A 14876-nucleotide genomic window follows, 5' to 3' on the forward strand; every position below is an offset into this window, starting at 1 on the left:
GGGATGTGGCGCGAGGCGGGATATGCGCCGATGAAGCTGGCGGCTGTGAATACGGATTCTTGTCCAAGTGGCCGGCGCGCTCCATCGGGGTTTTCCCAGGCGTCCGTCGGTAGCTGTCCGGCTGGCAGTCCGGCAAGCGGGCGGCCCGGACTGGGTCCGCGCCCGGCGGTGCCGGCTTACCCCCGCGGCGTGGAGTCGCGATAGATCAACTGTCCTTGCAGCAACCGGTGTTCATTGCCGCGGTCCGCGTCCAGCAGCAGGCCCATGGCGGTTTCTATCATTTCTTCTATGGGTTGCCTGATGGTGGTGATGCCGTACGCCGCCTGCGACGCCACCGGGTGGTCGTCGAAACCGAATACGCGCACGTCTTCAGGCACGCGCTTGCGCAAGGCGTAGCGCAGCGCGTCGATGGCGCCCGCGGCGATCTCGTCGTCCGCGCAGAACAGGCCGTCGATGTCCGGATGCGCGTGCAGCAGCTGCCGCGCGGCGTCGTAGCCCCAGCGATAGGTGAACTCGCGTTCCAGCATCGGCGGCGACGCCACGCCCATTTCCGCCAGCCTGCGCGCATAGCCGCCCCGTCGATCCCGGTTGGTGGAAGCCGTGGGCACGCCACCCAGGAAGGCCGGCCGGCGGCAGCCGGTGCGTAGCAGGGCATCGGCCGCCATGCGTCCGCCGCCGACGTTGTCGGTGGAGACGGAGTGTCCGTTGGCGACCTGGGAATAGCGGTTGAACATGACCACCGGCACGCCGTGCCGCAAGCAGCGCTCGGCGGCGGCGGAGTGCAGCGTCGCCGTGGTGATGAGGACGCCGCGCACGCGGTATTGCAGCACCAGCGGTATCAGGTCGTCGACGGTCTGCGGCGGCGTGGCGTTGAACAACAGGGTTTGCAGGCCCAGGTGGTGGAGTTCGCGCGTGATCAGCTCCAGCACCACCGGGTACCACGGGTTGGTGATGCTGGCCATGACGATGGCGATGATGTTCGATCTGCCGCTGCTCAACACGCGCGCCAGTGGATCGGGCTGGTAGTTGACCTGGTCTATCACCTTGACGATGCGTTGGCGCGTCGCCTCGGAAACGGCGCCCCTACCCGAGACGAAACGCGAGACGGCGGCTTGCGAGACGCCCGCGTACCGGGCCACGTCCTTCTGGGTGGGGGGCTTGTCCTTCATGCCTGCCCGGGTTGGCCATGGAGATGGCGGGCAGCAGGGCGTTGCTCGGGTTCGCATCGTCATTCCCGCGGATTTCCATTGGACGAAATCCTCTAGGTAGACATGCGGGGATTCTGGTTCCGTGCACGGGCCCCTGCACCGCTCCCTGCACCGGCCCGGCGGCCATGGCGCGAGCCGCCGGCGCCGGATCAGGCTGCCTGCGCAAGCGTGTTGGGTACGTCCACGCCGTCGAGCCAGGCTTGGAGGTTGCGCTGGACGCCGCGCGCGAACTCGGCGTAGACCTGCCGGCTGAGAAAGCCGTAGTGCGGCGTCAGCAGCACATTGGGCAGGCCCAGCAGGGGATGGCCGTCAGGCAGCGGCTCGTCGTCGAACACATCGAAGGCGCCGAAGCCCGGCCGGCCAGCCCGCAAGGCCTCGACCAGGGCGTCGGTGTCCACGAGTTCCGCGCGCGAGGTGTTCACCAGCAGGCTGTCCGGTTGCATCAGCGCCAGGCGCTCGCGATTGAGCAGGCGGCGCGTGCCGGCGGCCGGCACCAGGTGCAGGCTGACGACGTGCGAGCTGGACAGGAGCTCGTCCAGGTCGACCGACCGCGCGCCGTGTTCGCGGGCGCGGTCGGGCGTCATGTTCGGGCTCCAGGCCTGGACTTCCATGCCCAGCGCGCGGCCGACCGCGGCGACCCGCTGGCCGATCTGTCCCAGGCCGATGAGGCCCAGTCGCTGGCCGTGCAGTACGCCCGGCAGGAAGGCCGTAACCTTGGGGTCGCGCCAGACGTTGCGCGCGGGCGTGAGCATGAGTTGCGGCAGGCGCCGCGTGGCGGCCAGGATCAGCGACCAGGTCATTTCGCAGGTGCTGGCCTTCGAGGGTCCCCACTCCGTGTGGCTGACCAGGATGCCCGCTTTTTGCGCGGCCGCGGCGTCCAGCGTCTTGTTGCGCGTGCCGGTGAACACGATGTGGCGCAGGCGCGGCAGCTTGCGCAGCAGGTCCGCGTCGACCGGCGTGCGGTCGCGCAGCAGCACCACGCAGTCGGCGCGCGCGAGGGCGGCCTCCAGCGCGGCGCCGCGCAACGCGACGTTGTGCACCGTCACGTCGGCGACGGCCCGGATGGCCTGCCAGTCCACGCCGTCGCGCAAGCCGTTCTCCCAGTCGTCGAGGACGACGATGGAGCGGGCATGTTCGGTGATCATTGGACGGCCCTCCTGTCGCTGCGCGACCGCCTCCCCGAGGGAGGATTCGCGCTTGGGGCGGCCCGGCGCGCTCATTGCCCACCCTTGCGCGCCAGCGCCGTCAGGCCGCGTGCATCTTGCGCCTTGGCCAGGTTCCAGCAGGCGTCCATGAGCTTGCGCACCTGTTCGGCGCCCAGGATGGGATCGGCCTGGCTGCTGAACTTGGCCTCCAGGTCCTTGTCGGACATGGGACGTTGCAGCGAACCGATGGCGTGCTCGACGAAGACATGCACCTTGCGGCCGTCCTTCAACGTGGCGACCGCGTCCACCGCGGCTTCGTCGATGGTGTCGTCGACGGTGGCGACCACCTTGCGGCGCACACCCACGACGTCTTCCCGCGTGACGATGTCGTCGGCGTATTCGCTCTCGGACGCACGGCCGAAGATCAGGCCGGCGGCGCAGCCGTGGTAGACGCTGAACTTGCCCTGCAGGCCGTCGGCGGGTTCCTTTTTGCCGGTCAGCTCCAGCACCAGCGAATGCACGCGCAAGTCGATGCGTTCGAGGTTTTCCGGCGTCACGCCCTGTTCGCGCAGCTGCACGCAGGCGTCGATGCTGGGATGGATCACGATGCCGCAGGCGAAGGGCTTGTACGTGTTGAAGGAAATTTCGAAGCGCTTGCCCAGTTCGTCGGTGATCTCGTTCCAGTCGAACTTGGTCGACAACACCTGGGCGAAGCCGCGCGGCGCCTCGATGGCGCGCTTGCTGGCGGTATAGCCTTCGCGCGCCAGCAGGGCCGACATCAGGCCGGCGGATGCCGCGCCGCCCGGATGGAAGGGCTTGGTCATCGTGCCGAACTGCTCGCGCAGGCCGACCGGCTGCGAGGCCGCGATGCCCAGCGCCATCTGTGTCTTGTCCGCATCCAGGCCCAGCAGGCGGGCGCAGGCGGCCGCGGCGCCGAAGCTGCCGGTGGAGCCGGTGATGTGCCAGCCGCGGTCATAGTGGTGCGGATAGATCATGTTGCCGATGCGGCACGATACGTCGATGCCGATGACGATGGCGTCGATGATCTGGCGGCCGCTGGCGCCCGTCAGTTCGGCCAGCGCCAGCACCGCCGAGCAGACCGGGCCAGCGGGGTGGATGATGGTCTTGAGGTGGGTGTCGTCGAAGTCGAACGTGTGTGACGTAATGCCGTTGATCAACGCGGCGCTGGCGATGTCCACGCGCTCGCCGCGGCCCAGCACGGTGGCCTGGGCCGAGGGCTGGAGCACCTGCACGGCGCGCAGCGCGGCTTCCCCCGCTTCGTGCTCGGCGGCGCCGACGGCGCAACCCAGCCAGTTCATGAAGGTGCGGTGCGCCTCGTGCTCCGCGGCGTCGTCCCATCCGCGCGACGGATGGTTGACGATGTATTCGGCCAGGATGCGGGTGACGGGCGGGGCGTTGTGATCGGCATCGATCTTGGTGTTCAGAGCCATGTGTCTCTCTCGGGGTGCAACGAAAAGGGGAAAGCCGGCGCCTGCATCAGGCGTCGAGATGGATATTTTGCGCCTTCGCCAGCTTGGACCAACGCTCGTAGTCCTTGCTGACGTAGGCGGCGAACTGCGCGGGCGACATCGGCATGGGCACGATGGCTTCGGTGTCCAGCGCCTTGGTCAGGCTGGGGTCCCTCAGGACCTTGTTCAAGGCAGTGTTCAGGGTCTGCACCACGCCATCGTCCATGCCCGCCGGACCGGACACGCCGTACCATTGCAGCACGTCGTCGAAGCCGGCCAGGCCCAGTTCCTTGAACGTCGGCACATCGGGGAAGGCCTTGTTGCGTGCCTCGCCGGACAGGGCGATGGCGCGCACGGTGCCGGCGCGCAGGTGCGGCACGGCGGCGGCCAGGCCCGGGAACATGAACTGGGTCTGCTGCGACAGCAGGTCGGTGAAGGCCGGAGCGATACCCTTGTAGGCGATGTGGACCATGTGCGTGCCGGCCTGCTGCTGCAGCAGTTCCATCAGCAGGTGGGTCAGCGAACCGGCGCCGGCTGAGCCGTAGTTCACGTTGCTCTGCGACTTGGCATAGGCGATGAATTCCTTCAGGTTGTGCACCGGCAGCTTGGAATTGACCACCAGCACATTGGGCGTGCCGCCGATCATGCCCACCGCGGTGAAGTCCTTCACGGGATCGTAGGGCACCGTGCGGGTGGCGGGGCTGGTGCCCAGCGTGGCGACGTAGCCCTGCATCAGGGTGTAGCCATCGGGCTTGGACCGCATGGTCTTCTGGCACGCGATCACGCCGCCGCCGCCGCTCTGGTTTTCCACGATGAAGGTGGTGCCCAGTTCCTTGCCGACGGCATTGGCCGTGGCGCGGCCGACATAGTCGCTGCCGCCGCCGGGGGCCACCGGGACGATGTAGGTCACGGGGCGGTCGGGGTAGGCGCCGGCGGCGAAGGACGGCATGGCATAGGGCAGGCCGATGGCGGTCGCGCCGGCGCCGAGCAGGAAGGAACGTCGATTCATGGGGTTGTCTCCTCGTTGAATGGTTCTAGGTATGGGTGGGACGCCGTCCCGTGGGCAAGGACGTGGGTCCCCGGGCGGGGGGCTGGTGGAACTTCACATTACCGACAGCCGGTCATGGGCGTTGATGACGTGCTTCGCCAGCAGCGCCGCGTATTCGTCCGCGTGCCCGGCCGACGTCACCTTGCGCAGTGCTTCGACGATCTGCCGATGCTCGGCGTTGGAGCGCAGGCGGTGCTCCTCGTTGGACAGGTTCTTCAGGCGCGCCAAGTGCAGCTTCTGGATGATGTCGCGGTACGCCTTGGCGATTTCGCGATTACCCGCGTATTCGATGAACAGCCAGTGGAATTCCAGGTTGAGGCTGTAGTAGGCCTGGGCGTTGCCTTCGCGGATCGCCGTATCCATGGCGCTGACGCAATGGTCCAGTTCGCGCACCAACTCGTCGCGCTCGTCGTCGGGCAGTTGCGCGGCCATGCGGCCGGCGTGGCCGTCCAGCAGGGAGCGGAATTGATAGAGGTCCTTGACCTCCTCGTCGCTGAGCTCGCGCACATACACGCCGGAATGCTTGCGCGACACCACCAGGCCCGCGCTTTCGAGCTCGCGCAGGGCTTCGCGGACAGGCACGCGCGAGACCTTCAACTGCTCGACCAGTTCCGATTCGCGCAAGGCCTGGCCGGGCGCATAGGCGCCGGAAAGGATGCCATTGAGCAGTTGGTCGCGCACCAGCTTGCCGAGCGACGTGTTCTTGATGTCCTCGAACGTCACCTGGCCGGTTTGGGAGGCGAGCCATTTCATGGAAAAACTCCTACAGTGTGCTTTGTAGAATCGTATACGATTAGACGACTTGGCGGCGGTGCCTGTCAATCGCACTACGGGAAAACCTTGAGTGTATTTTTGGCCCGCGTCTGTTGCGGACCCTCGTCCGCCGCGTTAGCCTATAAAAAACAACGAACTAAAGTTCGCATTCCGAATTCACGCGGATTTTTTGGACGCTTCGTGCGAATACGGGCGTCGGCTGGTGCGTCACGGTGGAGACAAGGATATGAAGCGCAACGCGCTTTTTTTGCGGCCGCTTTGTCGAATTAAAATTCGCATTCCGAACTCATAGGAAAGCGACGATGAAAGACGCCACGACCAAAGCCGCTGACAAGGCCGGCAAGAACACCGTCCAGTCCCTCGCCAAGGGTTTCCGGATCCTGGAGGCCTTCACCGCGCGCGAGCCGGAGCTGACCATGGCGGACATCGCCCGCCGTTGCGGGATGGACAACGCCACCGCCTTCCGTTTCCTCAACACGCTGGTCGATATCGGCTATGTGCAGCGGGTGCCGGACAGCCGTCTCTTCCGCCTGTCGTTCAAGGTGCTGGACCTGGGCTTCAACGCCATCGCCCGTTCGGACCTGCGCACGCGGGCGCGCCCTATCCTGCGCCAGCTGGTGGGCGAAGTGAACGAGGCCGCCTCCGTGGGCGTGCTGGAGGGTGCCGATGTCATCTACGCCGAACGCATCCAGGCGGGCCTGACGCGCCTGGGCGTGGACATCCGCATCGGCAGCCGCGTGCCCGCGTACTCGACCGCCGTTGGCCATGCCATCCTGGCCTGGCTGCCGCGCGAAACGCAAATACAGGTGCTGGAAGCACAACCACGCGAGCGCCTGACCGACACCACCATCACCGAACTGCCCGCCATCCTCGAGCGGCTGGCCGCCGTGCGCCAGTGCGGCTACGCGCTATCGAACCAGGAAACGGTATCGGGCCTGTTCGTCATCGCCGCGCCCGTGCTGGACCCGGACGGCGTGCCGCTGGCCGCCCTCAGCGTCGCGGCGCCGGCGCTGCATACCTCGCTGTCCTCGTTCGAGGCAGCCACGGCCGCGCCGCTGGTCGCCGCGGCAGCCGAATTGTCCAAGGCCTTGCAGACCACCGGCGGCTTCATGTCGCCCACCGTGGCATCGCCGCGTATCACCTAGCGCATTTTCCCCAACCTTGATCCCAGGCCGAGCGTCCACGCACCAGCCCTACGCCAGAGACGCGGCCACGCACACCAGGAGACAGCAGTGTCCAGCATCGATTTCAACGGCATCATCCCGGCCATCGCCGTGCCCTTCAACCAGGACTACAGCATCGACGAACCGGAGTTGCGGCGGTTCTCGCGCTGGCTGGCCGGGCAGCCGGGCATCCATGCCCTGATGACCAACGGCCATACCGGCGAGGTCTTCTCGCTGACGCCGCGAGAGCGCGCGCACGTCACGCGGCTGACCGTCGAGGCCGTCGGCGACATCTGCCCGGTGATCTCGTCCATCGTCTGCGAAGGCATCAACGATGCGGTGGAACAGGCGGCCATGGCCAAGGAGGCGGGCGCGCGCGGCCTGGACATCATGCCGCCGCACCATTGGCTGCGCTTCGGCTTCAAGCCCGAGCACTGCATCGACTACTTCACCGCCATCGGCAAGGCCAGCGGCCTGCCGCTGGTGGTGCACGTCTATCCGGCCTGGACCCGTGCATCCTTTTCCTGCGAACTGCTGGCCGAACTGGCGCGGTCGCCCCATGTCGCGGCCTTCAAGATCGGCACGCGTGAAATGAACAAGTACGCGCGCGACCTGAAGGCCATCCGCGAGGCCGATCCGACCAAGGCCCTGCTGACCTGCCATGATGAATACCTGCTTGCGTCCATGGTCCAGGGCATCGATGGCGCGCTGGTGGGCTTCGCGTCCCTGGTGCCGGGCCTGATCCACGAACTGCTGGAGGCCGTGCGGGCCGGCGACCTGAAGCAGGCGATGGCGGTGCAGGCCCGCATCACGCCGTTGAAGGACGCGGTCTATGGCGGGGGCGAACCGACCGGCGAGGCCCACGGCCGCATGAAGGCCGCCATGGCGCGCGCCGGCATCATCCGCAGCGCCACCGTGCGCCCGCCCACGCACGCGCCCAGCGACAAGGAATTGCGCGCCATCGACGAGGCCTTGCTGGCGGCCGGATTGACGGTGCAGGCGGCCGCCTGAGGCGCCGGCTGCCTGGTGGCAAGTTGATGACGAGGCGACGCAAGGACGGCGCCCGCCGGACCAGGAGACAGAACGATGTGGAGCAATACGCAACCCCGGCTGCATAGCGTGGACGCCCCGGCGCCACGGCCGCCGCTGATCGGCATACGCGCGGCCGCCAAGACCTACGAGACGCAGACGGGCGCGGTGCGCGCGCTGGACGGCGTCGACCTGGATATCGCCGATGGCGAGTTCGTCAGCATCGTCGGCCCTTCCGGCTGCGGCAAGAGCACGCTGCTGCGCATGCTGGCGGGACTCGATCCTTGCGAGGAAGGCGAGCTGACCCTGGAAGGGCGGCGCATCGATGGCCCTTCGCGCGATGTCGGCGTGGTCTTCCAGGCGGCGAACCTGCTGCCCTGGCTGACGGTGCGCCAGAACATCGAGCTGCCGGCCCGCGTGGGCGGCCGCCAGGGGCGCGGCACGGTCCGGGTCGACGACCTGCTGGCGATGACGGGCCTCGCCGATTTCGGCGAACGCTATCCCTACGAACTGTCGGGCGGCATGCAGCAGCGCGCCGGCATCTGCCGCGCCCTGGTGCGCGACCCGCGCACCTTGCTGATGGACGAGCCCTTCGGCGCGCTCGATGCCTTGACGCGCGAGCGCATGAACCTGGAGTTGCAGCGTATCTGGCAGGCCAACGGCAAGACCGTGATCCTGATTACGCACAGTATCTCCGAGGCCATTTTCCTGGCCGATCGCGTCGTGGTCATGTCCGCGCGTCCGGGCCGGGTGCTATGCGACCTGAAGGTGGACATCCCCCGGCCGCGCGGCTTCGACACCATCATCGGCCACCCGGAATACGCCCGCCTGGCGCGCGAGATCCGCGGCCTGCTCAACGCACAGGGAGACATCGAGTGACCACGACCCTGCCTTCGGTGGCCGTTCCATCGGCCACCTCCTCCGTTGCCCCGCCTGCCACCTCGCCCGCCTCGGCCGCCGCGCGGGACGGCCATGACGCCGCGGGCGTTCCTGGCGGCCGTCCCACGGACGCGCCGCGTCCACCGGCGGCGCGCGGACCGCGCCGGCGCGCATCGCGCGATGGCGTCAACACGTCCTGGATCACCCTGGCGGGACTGGCGGCGCTGATCGCCGCCTGGTGGTTCAGCGTTCGCCTGCTGCACGTACCGTCCTATATCCTGCCTGATCCGCTGGCGGTCGTGCGCGCGCTGTGGTCCGGCCTGGCGGTATCGCCGGCCAGCGCCACCGGCTATTACCTGCCGCTGTGGAGCACGTTCTGCAATGCGGCCATCGGTTTCGCCATCGGCACCGGCGCGGGGCTGGTGCTGGGGTCGCTGATGGCCGAGAGCCGCACGATAGAGCGGCTGGTCATGCCGTACGCCTTCGCTCTGCAAAGCCTGCCGAAAGTGGCCATTGCGCCGCTCATCGTCATCTGGCTGGGCTTTGGCGACGGGTCGAAGATCGCCATCGCCGCCCTGCTGTCCTTCTTCCCCATCCTGATCAACAGCTTCACCGGCCTGCGCGCGGTCGAACCGGAGCGCATCGACCTGATGCGCTCGCTGTCGGCCAGCCGTTTCGAGACGTACCGCATCGTCAAGCTGCCCAACGCCGCGCCCTATATCTTCGCGGGCCTGGACATGGCGGTGGTGTATGCGCTGCTTGGCACGATCGTGGCCGAGTTCCTGGGCGCGCAGAGCGGCATGGGCGTGGTCATCACCCAGGCGCAGGCCGTGACGGACGTGGCGGGCGTGTTCGCGGCGCTGGTCATCCTGGGCGCCATGGGCATCCTGTTGCACGCGGTGGTGCGCAGGCTGGAGAAGCGGGTCGTGCATTGGGCGGACCGCAACAAGCGGTAGGCCGGACCGCGCGCGCTGAGGCCACGGGCACGAGCGGCGCGCGGGGACCGGGGAAGGGTCGCGCGAAGATCGCGCATGAAAACAGAAAACGAAAAAAGAAAACGACGGTGGAGAACGACATGACGGAGAACAACATGCGTATGGATCGGAGACACTTTCTTTTCACGGCCGGCGCGGTGGGCGCGGCCCTGGCGGCGCGGCCGCGCGGCGCCTTCGCGGCGGACCTGCGCCCCGTCAAGCTGGGCGTCGGGCTGAAGGCGATGAGCCCGATCGTCATCAACCTGGCCATCGGCGAGGTGCTGGGCTACGCGAAGGAGGAAGGGCTGGCGTTCAATGTGCTGGCGCTGGGCACCAATGGCAATGTGCAGGTGGCGGTGGACCGCGGGGACGTGGACGTGGGCGTGGGCGTGCCCTCCTTCGGCCTGCCCCTGCTGGCCAAGGGCGAATGGAAGACGTCGAAGAATTTCTATCAATACACCTATCCCTACAAGTGGGACATCGCCGTGCCGCCGGATGCCGCGGTGACCGGCTATGAGCAGCTCAAGGGCAAGCGCATCGGCGTGTCGGACTTCGGCGCCACCGATTATCCCGTGACGCGCAATGTGATGCGCTCGCTGGGGCTGGATCCGGACAAGGACTTCAAGTGGATCGCGGTGGGCAACGGCGTGCCGGCCGGGGTGGCCTTGCAACGCGGCGCCATCGACGCCCTGGCGTACTACGACACGGGTTTCGGGCAGATCGAAGCGGCCGGTATCCCGTTCAAGCTGGTGCCGCGGCCGGCCAGGCTGCCGCTGGTGGGCGGCCAGTTCCTGGAAACGCCGGTGCAGACCCTGGAAAGCCAGCGCGCCGTGATGGTGGGCGTCGGCCGCACGGTGTGCAAGGCTTCGCGATTCATCCTGGCCAACCCCAAGGCAGGCGCGCAGGCCTTCCTTCGCATGTATCCCGAAACCGCGCCGCGCGGCAGTACCGAGGAAGCCGCCGTGGCCGCGGTGCTGCAGGCGATCAGCCGGCGCATCAAGCTGTACGAACCGCCCTACGCGGGGGCCAGGATGGGCAGCATCAACGTCCAGGAACTGAAGACGGAGGCGGCAATGAACGATTTCAAGATCGCCGACTACAGCCCCTTCTATACCAATGCCTTGATCGACGACATCAATAATTTCGACCTGGCCAAGGTGCGGCAGCAGGCCAAGGACTACAAGTGATGGCTGGCATCGCCGGCGCCGGCGGCCCCGCGCCAGCGACCGAGGGCCCGGCCGTCGCCACGGACGGGCCAGACGGCGGGGCGCGCGAGCCGGCGCGCGTGCTGGTGACCGGAGCGGCGTCGGGCATAGGCGCCGCCATCGCGGCCGCCTTGCGGGACGGCGGCTGGTCGGTGCTGGGGCTGGACCGCAGCCCGGCGCCCGCCGCCGGCACGCTGGAGCACCGCCAGGTCGACCTGACCGACGACGATGCCCTGCGCGCCGCGCTGCGCGCCGCCGGGCGGATCGACGCCATCGTGCATGCGGCAGGCTTCATGCGCACCGCCCCCCTGGGCCGCCTGGACCCCGACGACGGCGAGGCCATGTGGCGCATCCACGTGCGCGCGGCCGAGGTCCTGGTCGACGCGCTGGCGCCCGGCTTGCCGGACGGCGGCCGCGTGGTGCTGGTGGGCAGCCGCACCGCCAACGGCGCGGCCGGCCGCAGCCAGTACGCCGCCACCAAGGCCGCCCTGGTCGGCATGGCGCGCTCGTGGGCCGCCGAACTGGCGCCGCGTGGCATTACGGTCAACGTCATCGCGCCGGGCGCCACCGATACGCCCATGCTGCGCGATCCCGCCCGGGGCGGCACACCGCCCCGGCTGCCGCCCCTGGGCCGCTTCGTGCGTCCCGACGAAATCGGCGCGCTGGCCGCCTTCCTGCTGGGACCGGGCGCGGGCGCGATCACGGGCCAGCAGATCGTGGTGTGCGGCGGGGCTTCCCTGTAACGGCGTCATCCGCCTGCAGGACACCGCCGGCCGGCCGTGAAATTGGCATCGGCGCCACACTTTGGCACGGCGCAATGCCGCTCCGGCCCTACTTCCCTTAGACTCATTGACTTAGATCATGGCGCCCGGGGGCAGGGGCGCGAACAATCGCTCCGTATTCACACGGAGATCGTCCCATGCCCGCAGCCTTGCCGGCCCGCGCTTGCGCTCGCCGGGGCGCAGTTCGAGTTTCGCTTCCTTCTTCTTCTTCTTCGTATCGCCTGCATTCGCTGTACGCCCGTTCCCCTGGCGGTACACGTTTTCGACGAGGTGAGCCGTGAGCAGGAAACGATGTCCGTCCATACGCGCGCGTGCCGAGGCGTTCGGCCGTGCCCATCCCACCGCCCGCGAAGTCGCGCTGGTGGTGGTCGTCAAGCTGACCCTGCTGGTGGTGCTGCAGCTTCTCTTCTTCTCGAATCCGCAGAAGAACGCCTCCTTCGGCCCCAACCAGGTTTCCGCAGCCCTGGTCGGATCCCCCATGCAACCCTCGGAGACCGGCCATGATCGATAGTCATGTCGTCGACCTTTCACGCCTGCAGTTCGCGGTGACCGCGCTGTACCACTTCCTGTTCGTGCCCCTGACCCTGGGGCTGTCCTGGATCCTGGTGATCATGGAGTCCGTCTACGTGATGACGGGCAAGCAGATCTACAAGGACATGACCCGCTTCTGGGGCAAGCTGTTCGGCATCAACTTCGCCATGGGCGTGGCCACCGGCCTGACCATGGAATTCCAGTTCGGCACCAACTGGTCGTACTACTCGCATTACGTGGGCGACATCTTCGGCGTGCCGCTGGCCATCGAGGGCCTGATGGCCTTCTTCCTGGAGTCGACCTTCGTCGGCCTGTTCTTCTTCGGCTGGGACAGGCTGACGCGCGTGCAGCACCTGGTCGTCACGTCACTGGTGGCGCTCGGTTCGAACCTGTCGGCCTTGTGGATCCTGGTCGCCAACGGCTGGATGAACTATCCGGCCGGCGCGCACTTCAACTATGAAACGATGCGCATGGAGCTGACCAACCTGTCGGACGTGCTGTTCAACCCCATCGCGCAGGTCAAGTTCGTGCACACCGTGTCGGCCGGGTACGTGACCGCCGCCATGTTCGTGCTGGGTGTGTCGGCGTGGTACCTGCTGCGCGGGCGGCATGTCGCGTTCGCCAAGCGCTCCTTCGCCATCGCCGCCGGTTTCGGCCTGGCCTCGACCCTGTCGGTCATCGTGCTGGGCGACGAATCGGGCTATACCACCGGCGAAGTGCAGCGAATGAAGCTGGCGGCCATCGAGTCCGAATGGGAAACCCAGCCGGCGCCGGCTTCCTTCACCTTGTTCGGCATTCCGAACCAGGCCGAGCAGCGCACGGACTATGCCGTGCGCATACCCTGGGCCCTGGGCCTGATCGCCACCCGGTCCGTGACCGAGCCGGTGGTGGGCATCAAGGACCTGGTGAAGGAGAACCGCGCGCGCGTCGAGAACGGCATGCTGGCCTACAGCGCGCTGCGCGACCTGCGCTCGGGAGACACGTCCCAACTGACGCGCGAACGCTTCCAGGCGCACCAGGAAGACCTGGGCTATGGCCTGCTGTTGAAGCACTACACCGCCAATGTGGTGGACGCCACGCCGGCGCAGATCGACCGCGCCGCCGCCGATACCGTGCCGCCCGTGGCGCCGGTGTTCTGGTCCTTCCGCATCATGGTCGGCCTGGGCATCCTGTTCCTGGTCACCTTCGTGCTGGCCTTCTGGTTCAGCGCCCGACGCCTGGTGGACCTGCCCCGCTACCGCTGGTTCCTGCGCTGGGCGGTGTGGGCGATTCCCTTGCCGTGGCTGGCGGCCGAGTTCGGCTGGATCGTCGCCGAGGTGGGCCGCCAACCGTGGACCATCGCGGGCATCCTGCCCACGCGCCTGTCGGCCTCCACGTTGCAGCCGAGCGACCTGTACTTCAGCCTGGCCGGCTTCGTCCTGTTCTATACCGGACTGCTCATCGTGGAAATGTTCCTGATGGTGCGCTACGCCCGCCGCGGTCCGGACTACCACCCGGAGCCGGTGCCCGAACAACACCTGTCGCCGCTCGTCGGCAAGTCGGCTTGAGGAGCTTGCCATGATCGATTACACCGTTTTGCAAGTGATCTGGTGGGCGCTGATCGGCACGCTGCTGATCGGCTTCGCCCTCACCGATGGCTTCGACATGGGGGCCTGCGTGCTGCTGCCCTTCGTCGCGCGCAACGATACGGAGCGCCGCGTGGTGGTCAATGCCGTGGGCGCCACCTGGGAAGGCAACCAGGTCTGGTTCGTGACCGCGGGAGGCGCCACGTTCGCGGCGTGGCCGCGCGTGTACGCCACGGCATTCTCCGGCTTCTACATCGCGCTGCTGCTGGTGCTGTTCGCCTTGTTCTTTCGCCCCGTGGGTTTCGACTATCGGGGCAAGGTCTCGGACCCGCGCTGGCGCGGCTTCTGGGACTGGGCGCTGTTCGGCGGCAGCCTGGTGCCGGCGCTGGTGTTCGGCGTGGCGTTCGGCAATCTGCTGCAAGGCGTGCCTTTCGAATTCGATGCCGACCTGCGCTCCACCTACACCGGCAGCTTCTTCGCGTTGTTGAATCCCTTCGCCTTGTTGTGCGGGCTGGTCAGCCTGTGCATGCTGGTGACGCATGGCGCCGCGCTGCTGCAACTGAAGACCGACGGCGCCGTGCGGGCGCGGGCGGCCCGGGCCCAGCGCTGGGCCGGCTTGCTGGGCCTGGTGCTGTTCGTGCTGGCGGGCGTCTGGGTGGCGACGGCGCTGGCTGGCTTCCGCGCGCAGGACAACGGCACGGCCGTGGCCGCGGTGGGCGCCTGGATGGACAACTACGCGCGCTGGCCCGCCATGCTGGTGGCGCCGCTGCTGGGCGTGCTGGGCCTGGCCGGCGCGGCGGCGCTGTCGGGACGCCATTCGGGGACGGCGGGCTTCCTGAGTTCCAGCGCGGGCATCATCGGCATCATCCTGACCGCGGGGTTTTCGATGTTTCCCTTCATCATGCCGTCCTCCACCGATACGGCGCACAGCCTGACGGTGTGGAATTCCACGTCCAGTCCGCTGACATTGGAAATCATGCTGTTCGCCGTGGTCGTGTTCCTGCCCATCATCCTGGCGTACACGAGCTGGGTCTACAAGATCATGTTCGGGCGCGTGACCAGCCAGGCCATCGAAACCGACCGGCATACGCTGTATTGAAACGG

14 protein-coding genes are annotated in these 14876 nt (G+C 67.6%); 9 read left to right on the forward strand and 5 right to left on the reverse strand.

The genetic code is table 11. From position 1 onward, the window contains the following. Window positions 1-176: 176 nt before the first annotated feature. From C7R54_RS12270 to C7R54_RS12290, 5 genes are all read right to left on the reverse strand, one after another. Entirely contained in the window at window positions 177-1169 is a 993-nt protein-coding gene (locus tag C7R54_RS12270; protein ID WP_129150721.1) for a LacI family DNA-binding transcriptional regulator, read from the reverse strand. Between the two features lie 188 nt (window positions 1170-1357). Further along, complete coding sequence (locus C7R54_RS12275; RefSeq protein ID WP_129150722.1) at window positions 1358-2353, reverse strand: D-2-hydroxyacid dehydrogenase family protein; 996 nt, start codon at window positions 2351-2353, stop codon at window positions 1358-1360. Window positions 2354-2424: 71 nt separating this feature from the next. Next, window positions 2425-3804: an MmgE/PrpD family protein gene (locus C7R54_RS12280; RefSeq protein ID WP_129150723.1), complete on the reverse strand. Its 1380-nt coding sequence runs from the start codon at window positions 3802-3804 to the stop codon at window positions 2425-2427. A 46-nt stretch (window positions 3805-3850) separates the two neighbouring features. Continuing rightward, window positions 3851-4831, reverse strand: coding sequence for a Bug family tripartite tricarboxylate transporter substrate binding protein (locus tag C7R54_RS12285; protein ID WP_129150724.1), 981 nt, complete (start codon window positions 4829-4831; stop codon window positions 3851-3853). Window positions 4832-4924: 93 nt separating this feature from the next. Further along, complete coding sequence (locus C7R54_RS12290; RefSeq protein ID WP_129150725.1) at window positions 4925-5623, reverse strand: GntR family transcriptional regulator; 699 nt, start codon at window positions 5621-5623, stop codon at window positions 4925-4927. Window positions 5624-5946: 323 nt separating this feature from the next. Here C7R54_RS12290 and C7R54_RS12295 point away from each other — a divergent pair, with 323 nt between their 5' ends. The 9 genes from C7R54_RS12295 (at window position 5947) to cydB (ending at window position 14871) form a co-directional block, all read left to right on the forward strand. Further along, complete coding sequence (locus C7R54_RS12295) at window positions 5947-6789, forward strand: IclR family transcriptional regulator (RefSeq protein ID WP_129150726.1); 843 nt, start codon at window positions 5947-5949, stop codon at window positions 6787-6789. A gap of 87 nt (window positions 6790-6876) precedes the next feature. Continuing rightward, complete coding sequence (locus tag C7R54_RS12300; protein ID WP_129150727.1) at window positions 6877-7818, forward strand: dihydrodipicolinate synthase family protein; 942 nt, start codon at window positions 6877-6879, stop codon at window positions 7816-7818. A gap of 75 nt (window positions 7819-7893) precedes the next feature. Next, a complete protein-coding gene (locus C7R54_RS12305; protein ID WP_129150728.1) occupies window positions 7894-8715 on the forward strand; it encodes an ABC transporter ATP-binding protein in 822 nt (273 codons plus the stop codon). Next, entirely contained in the window at window positions 8712-9671 is a 960-nt protein-coding gene (locus tag C7R54_RS12310; RefSeq protein ID WP_204524325.1) for an ABC transporter permease, read from the forward strand. The genes C7R54_RS12305 and C7R54_RS12310 overlap by 4 nt, the downstream gene beginning before the upstream one ends. Window positions 9672-9790: 119 nt before the next feature. Further along, window positions 9791-10876, forward strand: coding sequence for an ABC transporter substrate-binding protein (locus C7R54_RS12315; protein ID WP_204524326.1), 1086 nt, complete (start codon window positions 9791-9793; stop codon window positions 10874-10876). After that, complete coding sequence (locus C7R54_RS12320) at window positions 10876-11637, forward strand: SDR family NAD(P)-dependent oxidoreductase (protein ID WP_129150729.1); 762 nt, start codon at window positions 10876-10878, stop codon at window positions 11635-11637. Before C7R54_RS12315 ends, C7R54_RS12320 begins: the two co-directional genes overlap by 1 nt. Window positions 11638-11953: 316 nt before the next feature. Further along, a complete protein-coding gene (cydP, locus tag C7R54_RS12325; protein ID WP_129150730.1) occupies window positions 11954-12187 on the forward strand; it encodes a cytochrome oxidase putative small subunit CydP in 234 nt (77 codons plus the stop codon). Continuing rightward, on the forward strand, window positions 12177-13754 hold the full coding sequence (locus C7R54_RS12330) for a cytochrome ubiquinol oxidase subunit I (protein WP_129150731.1): 1578 nt from the start codon (window positions 12177-12179) through the stop codon (window positions 13752-13754). The genes cydP and C7R54_RS12330 overlap by 11 nt, the downstream gene beginning before the upstream one ends. Before the next feature lie 13 nt (window positions 13755-13767). Then, a complete protein-coding gene (gene cydB / locus C7R54_RS12335; RefSeq protein WP_129151047.1) occupies window positions 13768-14871 on the forward strand; it encodes a cytochrome d ubiquinol oxidase subunit II in 1104 nt (367 codons plus the stop codon). The last annotated feature ends 5 nt before the right edge of the window (window positions 14872-14876 follow it).

Source organism: Achromobacter aloeverae, from assembly GCF_004121055.1.
GTDB classification, from domain to species: domain Bacteria; phylum Pseudomonadota; class Gammaproteobacteria; order Burkholderiales; family Burkholderiaceae_B; genus Bordetella_C; species Bordetella_C aloeverae.